The sequence below is a fragment of the Stenotrophomonas sp. GD03877 genome, from assembly GCF_029840555.1.
GTDB classification, from domain to species: domain Bacteria; phylum Pseudomonadota; class Gammaproteobacteria; order Xanthomonadales; family Xanthomonadaceae; genus Stenotrophomonas; species Stenotrophomonas geniculata.
In genome coordinates, this window is record NZ_JAOCCT010000005.1 from 1 (window position 1) to 18,069 (window position 18,069).

At 67.0% G+C, this 18,069-nt stretch carries 21 protein-coding genes; 3 read left to right on the forward strand and 18 right to left on the reverse strand.

Annotation, left to right across the window (positions count from 1 at the left end; all coding sequences use genetic code 11):
* Positions 1-134 precede the first annotated feature (134 nt).
* The 9 genes from ubiB to rlmE form a co-directional block, all read right to left on the reverse strand.
* On the reverse strand, positions 135-1,817 hold the full coding sequence (gene ubiB, locus N5D20_RS04685) for a 2-polyprenylphenol 6-hydroxylase (RefSeq protein WP_054171438.1): 1,683 nt from the start codon (positions 1,815-1,817) through the stop codon (positions 135-137).
* A 34-nt stretch (positions 1,818-1,851) separates the two neighbouring features.
* Positions 1,852-2,346, reverse strand: coding sequence for a nicotinamide-nucleotide amidohydrolase family protein (locus N5D20_RS04690; RefSeq protein ID WP_005409020.1), 495 nt, complete (start codon positions 2,344-2,346; stop codon positions 1,852-1,854).
* 116 nt (positions 2,347-2,462) lie between these two features.
* A complete protein-coding gene (gene hflX / locus N5D20_RS04695) occupies positions 2,463-3,773 on the reverse strand; it encodes a ribosome rescue GTPase HflX (protein WP_005412934.1) in 1,311 nt (436 codons plus the stop codon).
* Between the two features lie 14 nt (positions 3,774-3,787).
* Positions 3,788-4,063, reverse strand: coding sequence for an RNA chaperone Hfq (gene hfq / locus N5D20_RS04700; protein ID WP_004152891.1), 276 nt, complete (start codon positions 4,061-4,063; stop codon positions 3,788-3,790).
* Between the two features lie 96 nt (positions 4,064-4,159).
* Positions 4,160-5,113: a tRNA (adenosine(37)-N6)-dimethylallyltransferase MiaA gene (gene miaA / locus N5D20_RS04705; RefSeq protein ID WP_197580036.1), complete on the reverse strand. Its 954-nt coding sequence runs from the start codon at positions 5,111-5,113 to the stop codon at positions 4,160-4,162.
* Positions 5,113-6,009 carry a dihydropteroate synthase gene (gene folP / locus N5D20_RS04710; RefSeq protein WP_197580038.1) on the reverse strand — a complete coding sequence of 299 codons (897 nt, stop codon included), beginning with the start codon at positions 6,007-6,009 and terminating at the stop codon, positions 5,113-5,115. The genes miaA and folP overlap by 1 nt, the downstream gene beginning before the upstream one ends.
* Before the next feature lie 646 nt (positions 6,010-6,655).
* Positions 6,656-6,841 (reverse strand): hypothetical protein, encoded by a 186-nt coding sequence (locus N5D20_RS04715; RefSeq protein ID WP_043034328.1) that lies wholly within the window; start codon positions 6,839-6,841, stop codon positions 6,656-6,658.
* Positions 6,842-6,943: 102 nt separating this feature from the next.
* Positions 6,944-8,878: an ATP-dependent zinc metalloprotease FtsH gene (gene ftsH, locus N5D20_RS04720; protein WP_010485966.1), complete on the reverse strand. Its 1,935-nt coding sequence runs from the start codon at positions 8,876-8,878 to the stop codon at positions 6,944-6,946.
* A gap of 69 nt (positions 8,879-8,947) precedes the next feature.
* Positions 8,948-9,580 (reverse strand): 23S rRNA (uridine(2552)-2'-O)-methyltransferase RlmE, encoded by a 633-nt coding sequence (rlmE, locus tag N5D20_RS04725; protein ID WP_005409014.1) that lies wholly within the window; start codon positions 9,578-9,580, stop codon positions 8,948-8,950.
* Positions 9,581-9,645: 65 nt separating this feature from the next.
* Here rlmE and yhbY point away from each other — a divergent pair, with 65 nt between their 5' ends.
* Positions 9,646-9,951 (forward strand): ribosome assembly RNA-binding protein YhbY, encoded by a 306-nt coding sequence (gene yhbY, locus N5D20_RS04730; protein WP_004152868.1) that lies wholly within the window; start codon positions 9,646-9,648, stop codon positions 9,949-9,951.
* A 13-nt stretch (positions 9,952-9,964) separates the two neighbouring features.
* Complete coding sequence (locus N5D20_RS04735) at positions 9,965-10,339, forward strand: Mth938-like domain-containing protein (protein ID WP_010485970.1); 375 nt, start codon at positions 9,965-9,967, stop codon at positions 10,337-10,339.
* Positions 10,340-10,477: 138 nt separating this feature from the next.
* Here the strand turns inward: N5D20_RS04735 and N5D20_RS04740 are convergent, their stop codons facing one another.
* From N5D20_RS04740 to surE, 4 genes are read right to left on the reverse strand one after another with little or no spacing between them, the layout of a single operon-like run.
* Positions 10,478-11,260 carry a peptidoglycan DD-metalloendopeptidase family protein gene (locus tag N5D20_RS04740; RefSeq protein WP_043402110.1) on the reverse strand — a complete coding sequence of 261 codons (783 nt, stop codon included), beginning with the start codon at positions 11,258-11,260 and terminating at the stop codon, positions 10,478-10,480.
* Positions 11,257-11,871 carry a YqaA family protein gene (locus N5D20_RS04745; RefSeq protein WP_197579525.1) on the reverse strand — a complete coding sequence of 205 codons (615 nt, stop codon included), beginning with the start codon at positions 11,869-11,871 and terminating at the stop codon, positions 11,257-11,259. Before N5D20_RS04745 ends, N5D20_RS04740 begins: the two co-directional genes overlap by 4 nt.
* A gap of 18 nt (positions 11,872-11,889) precedes the next feature.
* A complete protein-coding gene (locus N5D20_RS04750; protein WP_049435940.1) occupies positions 11,890-12,567 on the reverse strand; it encodes a protein-L-isoaspartate(D-aspartate) O-methyltransferase in 678 nt (225 codons plus the stop codon).
* Entirely contained in the window at positions 12,564-13,343 is a 780-nt protein-coding gene (gene surE, locus N5D20_RS04755; RefSeq protein ID WP_010485979.1) for a 5'/3'-nucleotidase SurE, read from the reverse strand. The genes N5D20_RS04750 and surE overlap by 4 nt, the downstream gene beginning before the upstream one ends.
* A 209-nt stretch (positions 13,344-13,552) precedes the next feature.
* Here surE and N5D20_RS04760 point away from each other — a divergent pair, with 209 nt between their 5' ends.
* Complete coding sequence (locus tag N5D20_RS04760) at positions 13,553-14,092, forward strand: Smr/MutS family protein (RefSeq protein WP_049435943.1); 540 nt, start codon at positions 13,553-13,555, stop codon at positions 14,090-14,092.
* Between the two features lie 69 nt (positions 14,093-14,161).
* Here the strand turns inward: N5D20_RS04760 and truD are convergent, their stop codons facing one another.
* From truD to eno, 5 genes are read right to left on the reverse strand one after another with little or no spacing between them, the layout of a single operon-like run.
* A complete protein-coding gene (gene truD / locus N5D20_RS04765; protein WP_197579526.1) occupies positions 14,162-15,193 on the reverse strand; it encodes a tRNA pseudouridine(13) synthase TruD in 1,032 nt (343 codons plus the stop codon).
* Complete coding sequence (ispF, locus tag N5D20_RS04770; RefSeq protein WP_005409005.1) at positions 15,190-15,687, reverse strand: 2-C-methyl-D-erythritol 2,4-cyclodiphosphate synthase; 498 nt, start codon at positions 15,685-15,687, stop codon at positions 15,190-15,192. The genes truD and ispF overlap by 4 nt, the downstream gene beginning before the upstream one ends.
* Positions 15,688-15,721: 34 nt before the next feature.
* Positions 15,722-16,420, reverse strand: a complete 699-nt coding sequence (gene ispD, locus N5D20_RS04775) for a 2-C-methyl-D-erythritol 4-phosphate cytidylyltransferase (protein WP_049435946.1) — start codon at positions 16,418-16,420, stop codon at positions 15,722-15,724.
* Positions 16,417-16,770 (reverse strand): cell division protein FtsB, encoded by a 354-nt coding sequence (ftsB, locus tag N5D20_RS04780; RefSeq protein WP_043402126.1) that lies wholly within the window; start codon positions 16,768-16,770, stop codon positions 16,417-16,419. The genes ispD and ftsB overlap by 4 nt, the downstream gene beginning before the upstream one ends.
* 4 nt (positions 16,771-16,774) lie before the next feature.
* Positions 16,775-18,067: a phosphopyruvate hydratase gene (eno, locus tag N5D20_RS04785; protein ID WP_049409213.1), complete on the reverse strand. Its 1,293-nt coding sequence runs from the start codon at positions 18,065-18,067 to the stop codon at positions 16,775-16,777.
* Between the last annotated feature and the right edge of the window lie 2 nt (positions 18,068-18,069).

The window sequence follows — 18,069 nt, forward strand, 5'->3', positions numbered from 1 at the left end:
GGATCGCCTGGGGCGTGTTCAAAAGCGGCCGAGACTTCGATCCGGCCATGCTGAAGGTCGGTCAAGCCTGCTTCCAGCAGGCTTGACCACGAACATAGGATCTCGGCTCTACAGGAATCGGTGCGGCAAGCACACTAGGTGTGCTTGCCGCTTCTCCATATCGAGAACAGGATCCACACGCCGCAGAAGCCGGCGCCGATGAAACCGCACACACCCAGCGCCAGCAGCCAGCGGCTGGAGACACCCCCTACGCTGTGCATCACGATCGACGAGCCGATGATCAGCGCAGCAGTGACGATGCCCATCACCAGCCGGTTCGCCGCACGGTTCACCTGCTCGCCGAAGCCCTGCAGCGCGCTGGTTTCCACCTTCAGCTGCAGCCGCCCACGGCGCGCCGCCTGCACCAGCTTGCGCAGGTCGCGGGGCAGCTCACCGGCGAAGTCGACCAGGCCCAGCAGGCTGCGCCGGCCGCGCTTGAGCAGCGCCCTGGGCGCATAGCGCTGCAGCACCACGCGCTCCAGGAACGGGCGCGCGGCGCTGGCCATGTCGAAATCGGGGTCCAGCTGGCGGCCCATGCCTTCCAGAGTCAGGAAGGCCTTGATCATCAGTGCCAGATCGGCCGGCAGGGTCAGGCTGTAGCTGCGCAGCAGCTGAGTGATGTCGCCCAGCATCAGGCCGATGCGCAGATCCTTCAGCGGCACGCCACGGTACTGATCGACGAACTGGCTGATGTCGTGCTGCAGCCGGTTCTCGTCAACCTCGACACCGCCGGCCCAGTCCAGCAGCACGTCAGCCACGCCCTGCGGATCCTGCTCGACCAGCCCGTGCAGCAGCTGCGCAACCTGGAAACGCCGTACTTCGGACAGCGCGCCAACCATGCCGAAATCAATCACGCCGATGCGGCCATCACGCAGATAGATGATGTTGCCGGGGTGCGGATCGGCATGGAAGCTGCCGTCCTCCAGCACCATCTTCAGCACGATGTCGGCGCCACGCCGTGCCAGCTCGCGGCGGTCCAGCCCGGCCGCATCGACACCGGCCAGGTCTCGGCCGGGAATGCCGTCGACGAAATCCTGCACGTTCAGGCTCTCGCAGGTCCACTGCCAGTGCACGCGGGGAATCAGGATGTCATCACGACCATTGAAGTTGCGCGCGATGCGCTCGGCATTGCGGCATTCGGCGGCGAAATCCAACTCGCGTCGCAGCGACACGGTGAACTGCTGCACGACTTCGGCCGGGCGGTAACGACGCAGGTCCGGCAGCCGGGCCTCGACGATCTCGGCCAGGCGGGCCAGCAGCCGCAGGTCGGCCTCGACCACATCGCGGATGCCGGGGCGTCGTACCTTCAGCACCACCTCGCGACCGTCATGCAGGCGCGCACGATGGGCCTGCGCCAGCGAGGCGGCCGCCATCGGGGTTTCATCGAGGAACGCGAACACGTCCTGCGGAGACGCACCAAGATCGGCTTCGAGCTGCTCGCGGATATCCGCATATGGCAGCGCCGGTACTGCGTTCTGCAGTTCGGAGAGCTCGGCGATCCATTCCGGCGGCAGCAGGTCGACGCGTGTCGCCAGCACCTGGCCGAGCTTGACGAAGGTCGGGCCGAGGTCCTGCATTGCGCTGCGCACACGCACCGGCGCGGTCATCCGCAGCAGCTCCTGCCGCTCCTCGTTCCAGTGCAGCAGGCGCCCTGCCCGCTCCAGCGTGCTGGCCAGGCCGATGCGCCGCACCACATCGCCGAAGCCATAGCGGATCAGGACGACGGCGATTTCCTGCAGTCGGCCCAGGTCACGGACCGTGCCCAGCGTTTCCCACATCATGCGTGCTCCGGACGATTACCGGAGCAGCATGTCACAGCTGGGCGTCGATACCGCGCAATGCCGCCGCCACGGTTTGCCGGCGGATGGCTTCGCGGTCACCATCGAACTGGAAGAGTTCGGCGCGGGCATAGCCGCCACGGCGCTTCCAGCCGATCCAGACGCTGCCGACCGGCTTGTCCGGGCTCCCTCCACCGGGGCCGGCGATCCCGGTCACCGCGACGGCGATACCGGCGCCGGAGTTGACCAGCGCACCGGACACCATTTCCAGCACGGTTTCGCGGCTGACCGCGCCGAACTGCTCCAGGGTCTGCGCGCGTACGCCCAGCAGGCGCTGCTTGGCCTCGTAGCTGTAGACCACCATGCCGCAGTCGAAGAACGCCGAGGAACCGGCAATGTCGGTCATGCACTTGGCGATCCAGCCACCACTGCAGCTTTCAGCGGTCACCAGCTGCAGCGAGGCCTGCTGCAGGCGCTGCCCGAGCGCGGCTGACTGGGCATTGAGATCGGCGTCGGTGGGAATGGACATCGGCATGACGGTGGGGTGAAGAACCTGCACGTTGTACCGCAGATGACAGCCGGATGTCGCGCCCCTCCAGCAAGGTCGCGCTGCCGGCCAGCGGCCGGCACTACCGGGCCGCTAGCTCACCACTCCGGCAGTTTCTCCGGCAGCAGCGCCCGGATCGGCGCGCCGTCGGCACTGGCGGCCAGCTTTTCGGCTTCGGCGATCGGCAGGTCGACCTGCAGCAACCAGCCATCTTCATCGGCCTGCTCGCTGCGGATCACTTCCAGCTGGTGCAGGCGCGCACGCAGGCGGCCGGCATCCGGCGGCAGTCGCAGTTCGCCGGTAACGTGCTGCAGGCCCAGGCGCTTGCCCAGCACTGCCTGCAGCAGCTCCAGGCCCTGCCCGTCACGCGCGGAAATCCACACCCGCTCGCGACGGGACTCGTCCGGGATACCATCCTGGCCATCGTGGCGGACGTCGGCACCGTCGATGCGGTCGATCTTGTTGAATACCAGCAGCTGCGGCAGGTCACCGGCACCGACCGCGGTCAGTACCTCGTCCACCTGCGCGATGCGCTCCTCGCGGTGCGGATCGGCAGCATCGACCACGTGCAGCAGGAAATCAGCCTCGCGCGCCTCGGACAGGGTCGAGCGGAATGCGGCGACCAGATCATGCGGCAGATCGCGGACGAAGCCGACGGTATCGGCCAGCACTACGTTGCCCCCCGGCACCGCAATGCGGCGCACGGTCGGATCCAGCGTTGCGAACAGCTGGTCGGCGGCATAGGCCTCGGCGCCGGTCATGGCGTTGAACAGGGTCGACTTGCCGGCGTTGGTGTAACCCACCAGGGCCACGCGCGGCAGCTCGCTGCGCACGCGCGCACGGCGCATCTGGGTGCGCTGCACTTCAACCTTTTCCAGGCGCTTCTGCAGCTGCTCGACCCGCTTCTGCAGCAGGCGGCGGTCGGTTTCCAGCTGGGTTTCACCCGGGCCGCGCAGGCCGATCGAACCGCCGCGCTGGCGCTCCAGGTGGGTCCAGCCGCGCACCAGTCGCGTGGCCAGGTGACGCAGCTGCGCCAGCTCGACCTGCAGCTTGCCCTCGTGGCTGTGCGCACGCTGGGCGAAGATGTCCAGGATCAGGCCGGTACGGTCGATCACCCGTCGCTCGAGGAAGCGCTCCAGGTTGCGCTCCTGGCCCGGGCTCAACGCATGGTTGACCAGGATCAGGTCGGCACCACTGGCATCGGCCGCAGCCTTGATCTCGTCCAGCTTGCCGCTGCCGATCAGGGTCGACGGATTCGGACGGTCCAGGCGCGCGGTGATCGTCGCGGCGATGCTGGCCCCAGCCGAGCGGGCCAGATCACCGAATTCTTCCAGCACATCGTCTTCCAGCTTGCCGAAATGGGGCTGGATCAACAGGGCGTGTTCGCCCTTTTTCGAGCGGTCAAACATTCACCGCTCCGGTATTACTCGTCTGCTTCATCACCTGCCTGACCACCTTCACCCGACTGCACGTAACCACCGCCCGGACCGACCTTCACGTTGCGTGCCGGAACGACCGTGGAAATGGCGTGCTTGTAGACCATCTGACTGACCGTATTGCGCAGCAGGACCACGAACTGGTCGAACGACTCGATCGTGCCCTGCAGCTTGATGCCGTTGACCAGGTACACCGAAACCGGCACGCGCTCGCGCCGCAGTGCGTTCAAGAAAGGATCCTGCAGCGATTGCCCCTTGGACATTGCACACTCCTGATTATTGTTCTTATTGGGTTGCCGACGGTTGCCACGGCCCCCGAGCCGCCCGCCGAGCGATGATGTTACACGGCTGGCGGGGGTTCAGCGTGCGACGAAGGTCGACACCGCGCCGGCCAGGCGCTTATGGTCGATATGGGGGTCGAACCAGCGCGCATCAAGTTCGCCGCGCAACCAGGTCAGCTGGCGCTTGGCCAGCTGCCGGGTGGCGAAGATCGCCTTGTCACGGAAACGGGTGGCATCGCCCTCGCCGTCGAGGTATTCCCAGGCCTGGCGGTAGCCGACCGCGCGCACCGCCGGCAGGTCCAGCGGCGCCGTCACGGCGGCCATTTCCGGCATCGCGCGCAATGCCCGCACCTCGTCGAGGAAGCCCTGCGCCAGCATGGCGTCGAAGCGCGCCTCGATACGCTGGTGCAGCACCGCGCGGTCACGCGGCGCCAGGATCAGCTTGAGGGTGCGTACCGGCAGCGGCGCCACGCCCGGCCGACGCTGCCATTCGGTGATGGGGGTGCCGGTCAGGCGGTAGACCTCCAGCGCCCGCTGGATGCGTTGCGGGTCGGTGGCATGGATGCGTGCCGCCGCAGCCGGGTCGACCTTGGCAAGCTCAGCGTGCAGTGCCGCCCAGCCACGCTCGGCCGCCTCGGCGCTGAGCGCCTCGCGCATCACCGGGTCGGCCTCCGGCATCGGCGACAGGCCCTGCAGCAGGGCCCGGAAATACAGCCCCGTTCCACCGGCCAGGATCGGCACTTTGCCACGCGCCACGATGTCGGCAACGACCCGGCCGGCATCGGCGGCGAACTCGGCTGCCGAGTAGGTCTGCCAGGGATCGCGCAGATCCAGCAGATGATGCGGCGCCTGTGCACGCTCGGCGGCGTCAGGCTTGGCCGAGCCGATGTCGAGGTGGCGGTAGACCAGCGCCGAGTCGACGCTGACGATTTCGCCATCCAGCTGCTGTGCCAGGGCGATCGCGGTGGCGGTCTTGCCACTGGCGGTCGGCCCCATCACGGCGATCGCCAGTGGCCGCCGGTCGATGCCCATCAATCTTCGTCCGGCCAGCGGATCGTCGGCGTGGCGTCGGCACGTGGCGTCGGCACGGCGTCGACGGCCTGCCAGATCTTCAGCGCATCCACCGTAGCCGCCACGTCATGCACGCGCACGATGCGCGCACCGCGCTGCACCGCGATCAGATGCGCGGCCACGGACGCCGCCACGCGTTCAGACGGGGTGTCGCGGCCGGTCAGTTCGCCCAGGCTGCGTTTGCGCGACAGGCCAGCCAACATCGGCACGCCCAGTTCCAGGAAGCGTTCCGAGCGCGCCAGCAGGGTCATGTTGTGGGCGGTGGTCTTGCCGAAGCCGAAACCGAGGTCGATCAGCAGGTTCTTCTTCGCGATACCTGCCATCTCGGCGGCGAACAGGCGCTGCACCAGGAAACCGTGCACCTCGGCGACCACGTCGCCGTAGTGTGGATCTGCCTGCATGTGGCCCGGTTCGCCCTGCATGTGCATCAGCACCACCGGCACGCCGGTTTCAGCGGCGGCGTCCAGCGCCCCGTCCTGACGCAGGCCGAAGATGTCGTTGATCATGCCGGCGCCAGCGGCCACCGCCGCGCGCATCACCTCCGGCTTGAAGGTGTCGATGCTGATCGGCACCTGGGTGCGGGCGGCCAGCTGCTCGATCACCGGAATCACCCGGCGCAGCTCATCCTCGATCGACACCGGCGCAGCGCCCGGGCGGGTCGATTCGCCGCCGATGTCGAGCAGGTCGGCGCCCTCCTCGACCAGCTTCAGGCCGTGGGCGACGGCGGCTTCAGTTGTGTCGTGCGCGCCGCCGTCGGAGAACGAGTCCGGGGTGACATTGACGATGCCCATGACCCGGGCACGGTCGAGGCGCAGGATGCGGCCGGCGCAATCGAGCTGGGGCGAGGTATCGAACATGGGCAATCCTGCAGGGACAACGGCGGGTAGTTTAGTTCGGCAGGGCGGCGCCCTGCACCCGCCAAGGCCAGAGCGACAGCAACAGCCGGAGCAACAGCGGGTTTACTGAAGAATGGCGGGGTGGGTCCGGTTGCGGGGGCCGCTGCAAGTACGTCCATGTAAGCTCGGTCGCCGCATCCATGCGGCTCACGCCCCCGCAACCGGACCCACCCCGCCTTCGACAGATTTCCGCGATCTGCAGTAGATCCACGCCATGCGTGGATGAATCTCCATCGGAATCAAACATTTCGAATTGGAATCGAAATGCATCCACGCATGGCGTGGATCTGCCGTGTCGACCAAGGTCGACACCTACCAACAGCTCCCGGAATCTGTCAAAGGTGGGGCGGTGTGGGTTGGCAGGACCGTTGGCGCCATGGATGGCGCCATCGAGCCCCCATGGGTGAGGGGGCTTTGCTTGCGAAGCATTGCTTCGCAATCGCCCGAACGCACAGCCGCCAGCGGCTGGGCCGGACCGCGGAGCGGGGTTTACGGCGTGTCCTGCCTGCCCACACCGCCCCGCCATCCCACGGATAGCCAGCTTTTGCTGTTGCTTCGGCCGTTGCTTGAAGCTTCGGCAGGTGCAGGGCGCAGCCCTGCCGCGCCCTCAACGGCGGCGGCGCTTGCGATCCACGTACAGGGTCTTGGCAATGCTCAGCACGATGCCGACACCGATACCCACCACGCAGCCCAGCAGCAGGTTGTCGGCGCCCAGGCCCACACCCACGCCGACCACGGTGGCGATGACCATTTCGACGGTGTGGGAAATCGGTTCGGGCTTCGGGGCGGACATGCGGGCTCCAGCGTCAGTGCGGTTCTTCGGGATGGGCCAGTGGCCCGGAAACGACGAAGCCGGGTTGCCCCGGCCTCGTCTGGTGTCACATGCAGCGGGCCGTCAGTGCGATTCGGCCGGGCCTGCGATCGGCGGCAGCGGACGGGCGTCGCCGCCCTTGTCGTTGCCACCGTCCTTGTTCGACTTGTTCCAGCCGGCCGGCGGCGGCGGATCGCGGCCCTCCATGATGGCGTCGATCTGCGGCGCGTCGATGGTCTCGTACTGCAGCAGCAGCTGGGACATCGCGTGCAGCTTGTCCAGGTTGGCCGTCATCAGCTCGGTGGTGCGTGCGTATGCCTCGTCGAGGATGTTGCGCACTTCCTCGTCGATGCGGCGCGCGGTGTCGTTGGACACGCTCTTGTGCTGGGTGACCGAACGGCCCAGGAACACCTCGTCGTCCTCTTCGCCGTAGGCGATCGGGCCGAGCTGGTCGGACAGGCCCCACTTGGTGACCATGTTGCGGGCCATCTTGGTAGCGCGTTCGATGTCGTTGGAGGCACCCGTGGTGACCTTGTCGGCACCGAAGATCAGCTCCTCGGCGACGCGGCCACCGTACAGCGAGCACAGCTGCGACTTGATCGCCACGCGGTTCATCGAGTACTTGTCGCCTTCCGGCAGGTACATGGTCACACCCAGCGCACGGCCGCGCGGAATGATGGTGACCTTGTAGACCGGGTCGTGCTCGGGCACCAGGCGGCCGACGATGGCGTGACCAGCTTCGTGGTAGGCGGTGAGCGTCTTCTCTTCTTCGCTCATGGCCATCGAGCGGCGCTCGGCACCCATCAGGATCTTGTCGCGGGCACGATCGAAGTGGTCCATGCGGACTTCCTTCTCGTTGCCACGCGCAGCGAACAGGGCGGCCTCGTTGCAGAGGTTGGCCAGGTCAGCACCGGAGAAGCCCGGGGTACCGCGCGCGATCACCATCGGCTCGACATCGTCGGCCAGCGGCAGCTTGCGCATGTGGACCTTCAGGATGTGCTCGCGGCCCTTCACGTCCGGCAGGCCGACCACGACCTGGCGGTCGAAACGGCCCGGACGCAGCAGCGCCGGGTCCAGCACGTCAGGACGGTTGGTCGCGGCGATCACGATCACGCCTTCGCCACCTTCAAACCCGTCCATCTCGACCAGCAGCTGGTTCAGGGTCTGCTCGCGCTCGTCGTGACCGCCGCCCAGGCCGGCGCCACGGTGGCGACCGACGGCGTCGATTTCGTCGATGAAGATGATGCACGGCGCGTGCTTCTTGGCCTGCTCGAACATGTCGCGCACGCGGCTGGCGCCGACGCCGACGAACATTTCAACGAAGTCCGAACCGGAGATCGAGAAGAACGGCACCTTGGCTTCGCCGGCGATGGCCTTGGCCAGCAGCGTCTTGCCGGTACCCGGCGGGCCCACCATCAGCACGCCGCGCGGAATCTTGCCGCCCAGCTTGGTGAACTTGGACGGGTCGCGCAGGAAGTCGACCAGTTCACCCACTTCTTCCTTGGCCTCGTCGCAGCCGGCGACGTCGGCGAAGGTGACCTTGATCTGGTCTTCGCCCTGCAGCTTGGCGCGCGACTTGCCGAAGGACATCGCGCCCTTGGCACCGCCGCCACCGCCCTGCATCTGGCGCATGATGAACAACCAGAAGCCGATGATCAGGATGACCGGCAGGAAATTCATCAGGATCGCGCCGAGGGAAATGCCGCTGGACGGCTCCTCCTGCACGATCTCCACGTTCTTGGTGCGCAGCACGTTGATCAGGTCACGATCGAACGGCGCGGTGATGGTGGACGACTGCCCACCGCGGGTGGTGTAGGTCAGCTGGCTGGTGCCGCCGCGCATGTCGCCGCCGAAGGCGACCTTCTGCACGTTGCCGCTGTCCACCTGGTCCAGGAACTGCGAATACGACGCGCCCTGCGCCCCGGCCCCGGAGGACTTGGGCGAGAAGCTCTGGAAGACCACCATCAGCACGACGGCGACGACCACCCATAGCAGGAGGTTCTTGGTCAAGTCGTTCATCCTCATTGGCTCCGGTGTTCCTCTCAGTGCTGGCGTTGCGTTGGGGTCGAACTTGCGTACGTTGCGAGCTTACTTCATGTGGGCGCGTTTTCCCTGACCCAAGGCATACACCTCGGGAGAGCGCTTGCGCGAGGCTTCCGGCTTGCGGATGGAGACTTTGTCGTACCGGCGGCGCATGTCGCGCACGTAGTCGTCAAAGCCCTCGCCCTGGAACAGCTTGATCAGGAATGCCCCACCGGTTTTCAGGTGGTTGTCGGCAAAATCCAGGGCCAGCTCCGCCAGGTGCATCATCCGCGGCTGGTCGACCGCGCCCACACCACTCTTATTGGGGGCCATGTCCGACAGCACAAGGTCTACCGGCTGATCCCCGAGCATGGCTTCAAACTGTGATAGAACGGCTTCTTCCCTGAAGTCACCATGAAGGAACTCGACGCCGGCCAGCGGCGGCATGTCCAGGATGTCCAGGGCCAGCACGCGGCCGGTGTCGCCGATCTGTCTCCGAACCTGCTGAGACCAGCCGCCCGGGGCCGCGCCGAGGTCGACCACCACCATGTGCGGCTTCAGCAACCGGTCACGTTCCAGCAGCTCTTCGAGCTTGTAGGCGGCGCGCGAACGCATGCCTTCGGCCTGGGCCTTCTTCACGAAGGGGTCGGAGAAGTGTTCCTTGAGCCAGCGCTGGCTGCTTTTGCTGCGGGTAGCCATTGAAAATAGGGGCTGATGGGGTCCTCATGATACCCTGATCGCCCCATTCAACCGTGTTTTCCTGCATGTCCATCGCCCTGACCGCTTCCCAGACCCGTTTCCTGCGCGGCCAAGCCCACGACCTGAAGGCCCTGCTGCAGACCGGCGGCAAGGGTGTGACCCCGGCCTTCATCGCTGAGCTGAACGAAGTGCTGGAGCGCCACGAGCTGGTCAAGGTGAAGGTCGCTGCCGAAGACCGCGACGCCCGTGACGTGATGATCGGCGAGATCGTCGAAGCCACCGAAAGCGCGCTGGTGCAGCGCATCGGCCACGTCGCCGTGCTGTACCGCCCGAGCAAGGAACAGCGACAGATCGTGCTGCCGCGCGGCTGATCGCCCTACTGCCATGCAGCTGAACCACGAACCGCCAGATTACGCCTACAGCCTGCGCGCCGCCGATGGCCGCTCGGCCCGGGTCAACGAGCTGGTGCTGGGCAGCAGCTTCTTCCTGACCCCGGACCAGCTGGTCGAGCGCTGGCCGGTGAAGCAGGCCACCGAACTGCAGCTGGCCGACCTGGAGCCGATCCTGGCGCTGAACCCGGCGCTGATCGTGCTCGGCACCGGTGACCGCCAGGTGTTCCCGCCGGCGGTGGTGATGGCCGCCTGCCTGTCACGCGGCATCGGCCTGGAAGTGATGAACAATCCGGCCGCCGCACGCACCTTCAACATCCTGGCCGGCGAAGGCCGCAAGGTCGCCGCCGCCTTCATTCTCGAAGGCTGACGTGGCGTCGCCGGGCATGGCCCGGCAGTGCCCTGGATCACACGTACTCTGTAGCGCCCGAGCCCATGCTCGGGCGGCGCCGCGTCGCGGCGCGGAAAGCCGCCGGGCGTGACCCGGCGCTACCCGATCACACGGTGATCAGCGTGCCGGCAGATACTGCTGCGGGTCGACCGGCTTGCCGTTGTAACGAATCTCGAAGTGGACCATGTCGCGGTTCGCACCGGTACGGCCCATTTCCGCAATCTGCTCACCGGCCTTCACGCTCTGGCCTTCGTTCACCAGCCGCTTGCGGTTGTGGCCATAGGCCGACAGCCACTGGTCACTGTGCTTGATGATGATCAGTTCACCGTAGCCGACCAGGCCGGCGCCGGAATACACCACCACGCCATTGGCGGTGGCCTTGACCGGCTGGCCGCTGGTGCCGGCGATGTCCACGCCCTGCTTGGTCGCATCACCGGCCACGTAGCGGCCGACGATCGCGCCATCGGCTGGCCAGCGCCAGGCGATGTTGCTCTTGACCGGCCCGACCGGCGTCGGGGCCGGCGCGGTGCTGCCGCCACTGCTGCCAGCCGAACGCGGCGGGGTGACCACCGTGGTCGGCGCACGGCCGCTGGTGGCCCCCTGCGGATAAAGGCGGATCACCTGGCCGGGGTAGATGGTCGACGGGTTGTCCAGACGATTCCAGGCAATCAGGTCGGCCGGGGTGATGTCATGGATGCGGGCCAGCGCATAGATGGTATCGCCCTTGCGCACCACCACGGTCTGCCCGGGCTTGGGCACCGAGGTCTTCGGCGTGGTCACGCCACCAGTGCTGCCGCCGCCCGGGCGGACCACGGTGGCGGTGCCGCAGGCGGCCAGTGTGGAAACCAGCAACGCCAGCGCGCCGATGCGCACTCCCTTGCTCAGACGATCAGGACTCATGCGAACTTCGACCTCCATACAAGCCAGGCGATCAGCACCACCACCAACGCGGTGGCGATCCAGCCCAGCGGTTCAATCCAGCGACGCAGTGCCGCTTCGGCACGCGCACCACCGATACGGATGACCGCAGCCAGCACGAACACGCGCTTGCCGCGACCGATCAGCATGCTCAGCAGGTACTGCGGCATCGGTACGCCGACGATACCCGATGCCCACGTGAAGACCTTCATCGGGATGGGCATGAATCCGCCCAGCACCAGGAAGGTGAACACCGCCCAGGGCGACTCGGCCATCTTCGCCTGCACGGTGATGATGCCCTGCTCGATCGCCGGCAGCATGCCCAGCGCTTCGAACAGCGGCTTGATCGCCTCGAAGGCGTAATGACCCAGTGCATAGCCAACCAGCGCGCCGACCATCGAGCCGGCCAGGCTGAGGGTGGCGAACCACCAGCCGCGCTTGGGCTGGGCCACGCACATCGGCGCCAGCATCACCTCCGGCATCACCGGGAAGATGATCGCCTCGAGGAAGCTCAACACCGTCAGGTAGGTCGGCGCGCGTTCGTGCGCCGCCCACTTCATCGCCCGCTCGTACAGCGGCCCGAAAATCTTCATGCAACCCTGCTCCGTGGATTAGTCGAGCATGCCAGACAGCAGCGGCACGAACGTGACCGGCGCCAGCACGTGTTGTTCGATGCTGCCGTCGGCCTTGCGATCCAGCTGTACCAGCGACTGCGCCCCGGGGCCACCGACCGGCGCCACCAGGCGGCCGCCCCCGGCCAGCTGCTCGATCAGGGCGTCGACCAGTGCCGGCGCCGCCGCAGTGACCACGATGGCATCGAACGGACCGTGCTCGGCCCAGCCGACGCGGCCGTCGTCATGCTTGGTGCGGATGTTCATGCCCAGCGCACGGAAGCGCTTGCGGGCCTGGCGCAGCAGATCGCCGATGCGCTCCACGGTGTAGACCTCCAGGCCCAGCGCACCGAGGATGGCGGCCTGGTAACCGGAACCGGTGCCGACTTCCAGCACCCGCTTCGGCGCGACCTGGAGCACCGCCTCGGTCATCCGCGCGACCACCCAGGGCTGCGAGATGGTCTGGCCGTGCCCGATCGGCAGGGCGGTGTCCTCGTAGGCGCGTGACGCCAGTGCCTCGTCGATGAACAGATGGCGCGGCACCACCCGGATTGCGTTCAAGGTCGGCTCGTCGACGATGCCGGCTTCGCGCAGGCGATCGACCAGTCGGTCACGCACGCGCTGCGAGGTCATGCCGATACCGACGGCTTCCGGTTGCAGGCGCAGGCGTGGGCTCATGCCGGCTGGTCCAGCGCCGCACTGAGGCCGCCAACCCAGCTGGCCACCTTCTCCAGTGCCTGGTAACGGGTCAGGTCGACCTGGATCGGAGTGATCGAGATGTGGCCGGTGCGCACCGCATGGAAGTCGGTGCCGGGACCGGAGTCCTGCTCACGACCAGCCGGGCCGATCCAGTACACCTCGTTGCCGCGCGGGTCCTTCTGCGCGATGCAGCCTTCGGCGCGATGACGGTTGCCGAGGCGGGTGACCTCGAAGCCCTTGACCTCGCTCCACGGCAGATCCGGCACGTTGACGTTGAGGATGGTGTCAGCCGGCAACGGATCGGCCTTGAGCCGGGCGACGATCTCCACTGCGGCGCGCGCGGCGGTCTCGAAGTGCTTCGGATCATGGTTGCGGGTAACCAGCGAGACCGCCACCGCCGGCAGGCCGAGGAAGCGACCTTCCATCGCCGCCGAGACGGTGCCGGAATAGATCACGTCATCGCCGAGGTTGGCGGCGTTGTTGATGCCGGACACGACAATGTCGGGTTCGAACTCGAGCAGCCCGGTCAGCGCAAGGTGCACGCAGTCGGTCGGGGTGCCGGCCACCGAGACGGTGTAATGGTCGATGCGCTTGAGGCGGATCGGCAGGTCCAGGGTCAGCGAATTGCTGGCGCCGGAGCGATCGCGGTCGGGCGCGACCACCGTGACCTCGTGTCCGGCCTCGCGCAGCACCGAAGCAAGCATCCGGATGCCTGCGGCGTCGACGCCATCGTCGTTACTGACCAGGATTCGCATCTTCGATTTAACCGCTTGATTTTCCAAGAATTCGATTCCATCACCGTGCAGTGTGGGCGGGACCGTCGTACTCCCCTGCGGAAGCCGTCGACCCTGCAAGGGCATCGTCTATTGTGCCGCATGCGAGCCGCCGGTCCTACCCTGCCGGCGGTCACGGCCGACATCGAACCGTCATAGGCAGACCTGCGCCGGCGGTTTACCCTGTACGCATGTCGCACCCTGAAGACGAAGATCCGGCCGCATTGTTCCGTGCGGCCATCGGCGAAGTGACGCCGCTGCGCAAGGATGCCGAGCCGGCACCGGCTGCGCCCCGGCCGAAGCCGCGCGCGCGCATGGCCGAACGTGACGAGGCCGAAGCCGCCGGCGAGTTCGCCCGGCTGCTGCGCGACAGCACGCCGCTGGAAGCCGGCGACGTGGCCAGCTATCGCCGCGACAACCTGCCACCACGCCTGTTCCAGCGCCTCAAGCGTGGCCAGTACTCGGTACAGGACGAACTGGACCTGCACGGCGCCACCGCCGCGCAGGCGGAGACGCTGTTGCGCCAGTTCCTGCTGGAGGCGCATGCACACGACTATGGCTGCGTGCGCATCATCCACGGCAAGGGCCTGCAGTCCGATGGCGGTGCGCCGGTGCTGAAGAACCTGGTTGATCGCCTGCTGCGGCTGCGCAACGACGTGCTGGCGTTTCATTCGGCGCCGACCGGGCAAGGTGGCACCGGTGCGGTGCTGGTACTGCTGGCGCGCAGATGAAAAAGGGGACGGAGGCAATTAAGTCGTTTGTGGCACAAACGACTTAATTCCCTCCGTCCCCTTTTTCTGTCAGGCCTGCGAGGCGTCTTCCACCGCGCCGAGCTCGTGCAGCACGGCTGTCGCGTAGCAGCCGGGCGGCAATGCGAACGAGAGCTCCAGCACGTCATCGGCCAGCCACTGGTGCTGCAGCAACGCCGGGCGCAGGCGCAGCGCGCGGCGCTCCTGCTTCAGGCGCGCGTCTTCCAGGCCGGCCCGCAGGGCCTTCGATTCCTCGTCGTCCAGCGCAGCCAGCTCCAGCTCGCGTGCCGCATCGGTGCTGCGCAGCTCGCCTTCGCCCCACAGCGGCGCGCTGGGATGGATGTCGAAACGCGCCAGGCGCTCGGCCAGCACGTCGGTGTACGGCTCGGGTCCGAACACGCTGCGGCTGCCATCGAGCATCCACACTTCGCCCTCCAGCGGCTGATCCCAGTTGCCCTGCTCCACGCGCGCGGCCAGCACGCGGTTGAACAGTGCCGAACGCGCGGCTGACAGCAGCAGCGAACGCTGATCCTTGCGCATGCGGCGGCCACCGAACATCGCCAGTGCCGCCGGCACGTTGCCGCCGTCGCGGCCAAAGCGCTGCTCGCCGAACCAGTTCGGCAGGCCGCGCTCGGCAACCTGCTGCAGGCGTTCGCTGATCGCTGCGGCATCGCCCTGCACTTCACGCAACACCAGCTTGAAACGGTTGCCGGCCAGTGCGCCACGCTGCAGCTTGCGGTTGTGCCAAGTCGCTTCGAGCACTTCGATCTCATCACTGGCCAACTCGGCCAGGTCCGGCGCAATGCGCTTGGGCAGGTGCACGCTGAAACGCTGGGTGGTGACCGCGTGACGATCCTTCATGCCGGCGTAGCTGACCGCCATTTCCGGCAGGCCGGCCCACTTGGCCAGCATCTTGGCCACATGCACGGTGTTCGCGCCGCGCTTGCGGATATGCAGCAGCAGGTGCTCACCTTCGCCGGTGGCCTCGAAGGCCGGCAGCTCGTCGACCTGGAAATCGTCCGGCGTGGTGCGGATGCGCGCCGTCAACAACGGCGCACCAAACGCCAACGGCAGCGGAATCATGCCGCCACCAGCAGCACAACGGCCTGTGCGGCAATGCCTTCACCACGGCCGGTGAAGCCCAGCTTTTCCGAGGTGGTGGCCTTGACGCTGACCGCATCCAGCGGCAACTGCAGCAGTCCGCCGATGCGCTCGCGCATGGCCAGCGCATGCGGGCCGACTTTGGGTCGCTCGCAGATCACGGTGATGTCAGTGTTGCCGACACGCCAGCCACGCTCACGCAGCAGGCTGTCGCAGTGGCGCACGAAATCACTGCTGTCGGCCCCCTTCCAGCGGTCGTCACTCGGCGGGAAATGCTGGCCGATGTCACCCAGCGCCAATGCGCCGAGCATCGCATCACACAGCGCATGCAGGATCACGTCGCCGTCGCTGTGGGCGAGCACGCCGCAGCTGTGCGGTACGTTCACGCCGCCGAGCATGATGTGATCGCCTTCACCGAAGGCATGGACGTCATAGCCCTGGCCGATGCGGACGGGCGGGAAAGGTGCGGTGCTCATGGATGCAACCCTTGCAGCAGGGCCGCGCGGGCAATCAGCTGGCGCGGCGGGAAAGTACGAATTCGAACCGGTCCAGATCGGCCGGGGTGGTGACCTTGAAGTTGTCCTCACTGCCTTCCACCAGCAGCGGGCGCTGGCCCTGGCGCTCCATGGCCATGGCCTCGTCGGTGACTTCAACACCGGCGGCAGCAGCGTCGGACAGCGCGCGGCTGAGCTGGTGGCGACGGAACAGCTGCGGGGTCAGTGCGCGCCACAGGCGCTCGCGCGGCTCGGTGCCGTCGATGCCACCGTCGTCGCCTGCACGCTTGAGCGTGTCGCGCACCGGGGCGGCCAGGATCGCGCCAACCGGGTCGGCACGGCCGACTTCAAGCAGGCGGCCGAGATCGGCCAGGGACAGGTTCGGTCGCGCCGCATCGTGGACCAGCACGAACTCATCGGCGCGCACCGACTCCGGCAACGCCTGCAACCCGGCCAGCACCGAGGCGGCACGGGTCGCACCCCCGACACAGGTCAGCACCGGCTTGCCCGCCCACTCGTTCCAGCCCGGCCAGTCGGCGTCGTCCTGGCCGATCACCACCATCGCACCGGCCACGGCCGGGTGCGCCAGCAGGGCGTCCAGGGTATGGGCGAGCAGGATCTGCCCACCTGCCTGCAGGTACTGCTTGGGCAACGGCGCGCCGAAGCGGGTGCCACGGCCAGCAGCCGGAACCACGACCCAGATGGCCGCGCTCATGGCACGTCCGCCGGATGTTCGCCAGCCTGGGCAGTGACGCCTGCAGCAGGCTGCGCCGGGTGGACCGGCGCATCCTCGACCACGCGGTAGAACTTTTCGCCAGGCTTGATCATGCCCAGCTCGCTGCGCGCGCGTTCCTCGATGGCGGACTGGCCTTCCTTGAGGTCCTTCACTTCGGCAGCCAGCGCATCGTTGCGCTGCTGCAGGCCCTCATTGTCCCGCTCCTGGTTGGTGACCTGGGCTTCGAGCATCATCACTTCGCCCGAGTTGCCCGGACCGAACCAGAAGCGGTACTGCAGCCAGCCCAGCAGCAGGGCCAGCACCAGCAGCATCCAGCGCCAGTCGCGCATCGGCTCAGCGCTTCAGCGAAACGAACGCGTCACGACCGGCGTAACGCGCGCCGGCGCCGAGGGCTTCCTCGATGCGCAGCAGCTGGTTGTACTTGGCCACGCGATCGCTGCGGCACAGCGAGCCGGTCTTGATCTGGGTGGCGGTGGTGGCCACTGCGATGTCGGCGATGGTGGTGTCTTCGGTTTCGCCCGAACGGTGCGAGACCACCGCGGCATAACCGGCGCGGTCAGCCATGGCAATCGCTTCCAGGGTTTCGCTCAGGGTGCCGATCTGGTTGACCTTGATCAGGATCGCGTTGGCGGTGCCCGAGTCGATGCCTTCCTGGAAGATCTTCGGGTTGGTCACGAACAGGTCGTCACCGACCAGCTGCACCTTCTTGCCGATGCGGTCGGTCAGCAGCTTCCAGCCGGCCCAGTCGTTCTCGGCCAGGCCGTCCTCAATCGTGATGATCGGGTACTGCGCGGCCCAGTCGGCGAGGAAGTCGACGAACTGCTCGGAGGTCAGGCGCTTGTTCTCGCCGACCAGGTTGTACTTGCCGTTCTCGAAGAATTCGCTGGAGGCCACGTCCAGGCCCAGCAGCACGTCTTCACCGGCGGTGTAGCCGGCTTTGCCGATTGCTTCGAGGATGGTGTCCAGCGCTTCGACGTTGCTGCGGAAGTCCGGTGCGAAGCCGCCTTCGTCGCCGACCGCCGTGCTCAGGCCGTGGCCCTTCAGCACCGACTTCAGCGAATGGAAGATTTCGGTACCGGCGCGCAGCGCTTCGGAGAACGAGGTGAAGCCGACCGGCAGCACCATGAACTCCTGGAAGTCGACGTTGTTGTCGGCATGCGCGCCGCCGTTGATGATGTTCATCATCGGCACCGGCAGCGACGGGGTCACGCCGGTCTTGGCGGCCAGGTACTGCCACAGCGCCTGCTTGCTTGATGCGGCAGCGGCGTGCGCGGCGGCCATCGAAACACCCAGCAGTGCGTTGGCGCCGAGGCGGCCCTTGTTCTCGGTGCCGTCGAGGTCGATCAGGCGACGGTCGAGGCCGGCCTGGTCGGTGGCCTCGAAGCCCTTCAGTGCGGCGGCAATCGTGGTGTTGACGTTGTCGACGGCCTTGCGCACGCCCTTGCCCAGGTAACGGGTCTTGTCGCCGTCACGCAGCTCGACCGCTTCCTTGGTGCCGGTCGAGGCGCCGGAGGGAACCGCGGCACGACCGAACGAACCGTCCTCCAGGATGACTTCGGCTTCCAGCGTGGGGTTGCCACGACTGTCGAGGATTTCACGGGCGTGGATGCTGCGGATCGTACTCATGG

Coding starts and splice junctions, on each gene's coding strand:
- ubiB (WP_054171438.1), bottom strand. CDS start 1,817: ATGTGGGAAACGCTGGGCACGGTCCGTGACCTGGGCCGACTGCAGGAA.
- N5D20_RS04690 (WP_005409020.1), bottom strand. CDS start 2,346: ATGTCCATTCCCACCGACGCCGATCTCAATGCCCAGTCAGCCGCGCTC.
- hflX (WP_005412934.1), bottom strand. CDS start 3,773: ATGTTTGACCGCTCGAAAAAGGGCGAACACGCCCTGTTGATCCAGCCC.
- hfq (WP_004152891.1), bottom strand. CDS start 4,063: ATGTCCAAGGGGCAATCGCTGCAGGATCCTTTCTTGAACGCACTGCGG.
- miaA (WP_197580036.1), bottom strand. CDS start 5,113: ATGGGCATCGACCGGCGGCCACTGGCGATCGCCGTGATGGGGCCGACC.
- folP (WP_197580038.1), bottom strand. CDS start 6,009: ATGTTCGATACCTCGCCCCAGCTCGATTGCGCCGGCCGCATCCTGCGC.
- N5D20_RS04715 (WP_043034328.1), bottom strand. CDS start 6,841: ATGTCCGCCCCGAAGCCCGAACCGATTTCCCACACCGTCGAAATGGTC.
- ftsH (WP_010485966.1), bottom strand. CDS start 8,878: ATGAACGACTTGACCAAGAACCTCCTGCTATGGGTGGTCGTCGCCGTC.
- rlmE (WP_005409014.1), bottom strand. CDS start 9,580: ATGGCTACCCGCAGCAAAAGCAGCCAGCGCTGGCTCAAGGAACACTTC.
- yhbY (WP_004152868.1), top strand. CDS start 9,646: ATGTCCATCGCCCTGACCGCTTCCCAGACCCGTTTCCTGCGCGGCCAA.
- N5D20_RS04735 (WP_010485970.1), top strand. CDS start 9,965: ATGCAGCTGAACCACGAACCGCCAGATTACGCCTACAGCCTGCGCGCC.
- N5D20_RS04740 (WP_043402110.1), bottom strand. CDS start 11,260: ATGAGTCCTGATCGTCTGAGCAAGGGAGTGCGCATCGGCGCGCTGGCG.
- N5D20_RS04745 (WP_197579525.1), bottom strand. CDS start 11,871: ATGAAGATTTTCGGGCCGCTGTACGAGCGGGCGATGAAGTGGGCGGCG.
- N5D20_RS04750 (WP_049435940.1), bottom strand. CDS start 12,567: ATGAGCCCACGCCTGCGCCTGCAACCGGAAGCCGTCGGTATCGGCATG.
- surE (WP_010485979.1), bottom strand. CDS start 13,343: ATGCGAATCCTGGTCAGTAACGACGATGGCGTCGACGCCGCAGGCATC.
- N5D20_RS04760 (WP_049435943.1), top strand. CDS start 13,553: ATGTCGCACCCTGAAGACGAAGATCCGGCCGCATTGTTCCGTGCGGCC.
- truD (WP_197579526.1), bottom strand. CDS start 15,193: ATGATTCCGCTGCCGTTGGCGTTTGGTGCGCCGTTGTTGACGGCGCGC.
- ispF (WP_005409005.1), bottom strand. CDS start 15,687: ATGAGCACCGCACCTTTCCCGCCCGTCCGCATCGGCCAGGGCTATGAC.
- ispD (WP_049435946.1), bottom strand. CDS start 16,420: ATGAGCGCGGCCATCTGGGTCGTGGTTCCGGCTGCTGGCCGTGGCACC.
- ftsB (WP_043402126.1), bottom strand. CDS start 16,770: ATGCGCGACTGGCGCTGGATGCTGCTGGTGCTGGCCCTGCTGCTGGGC.
- eno (WP_049409213.1), bottom strand. CDS start 18,067: ATGAGTACGATCCGCAGCATCCACGCCCGTGAAATCCTCGACAGTCGT.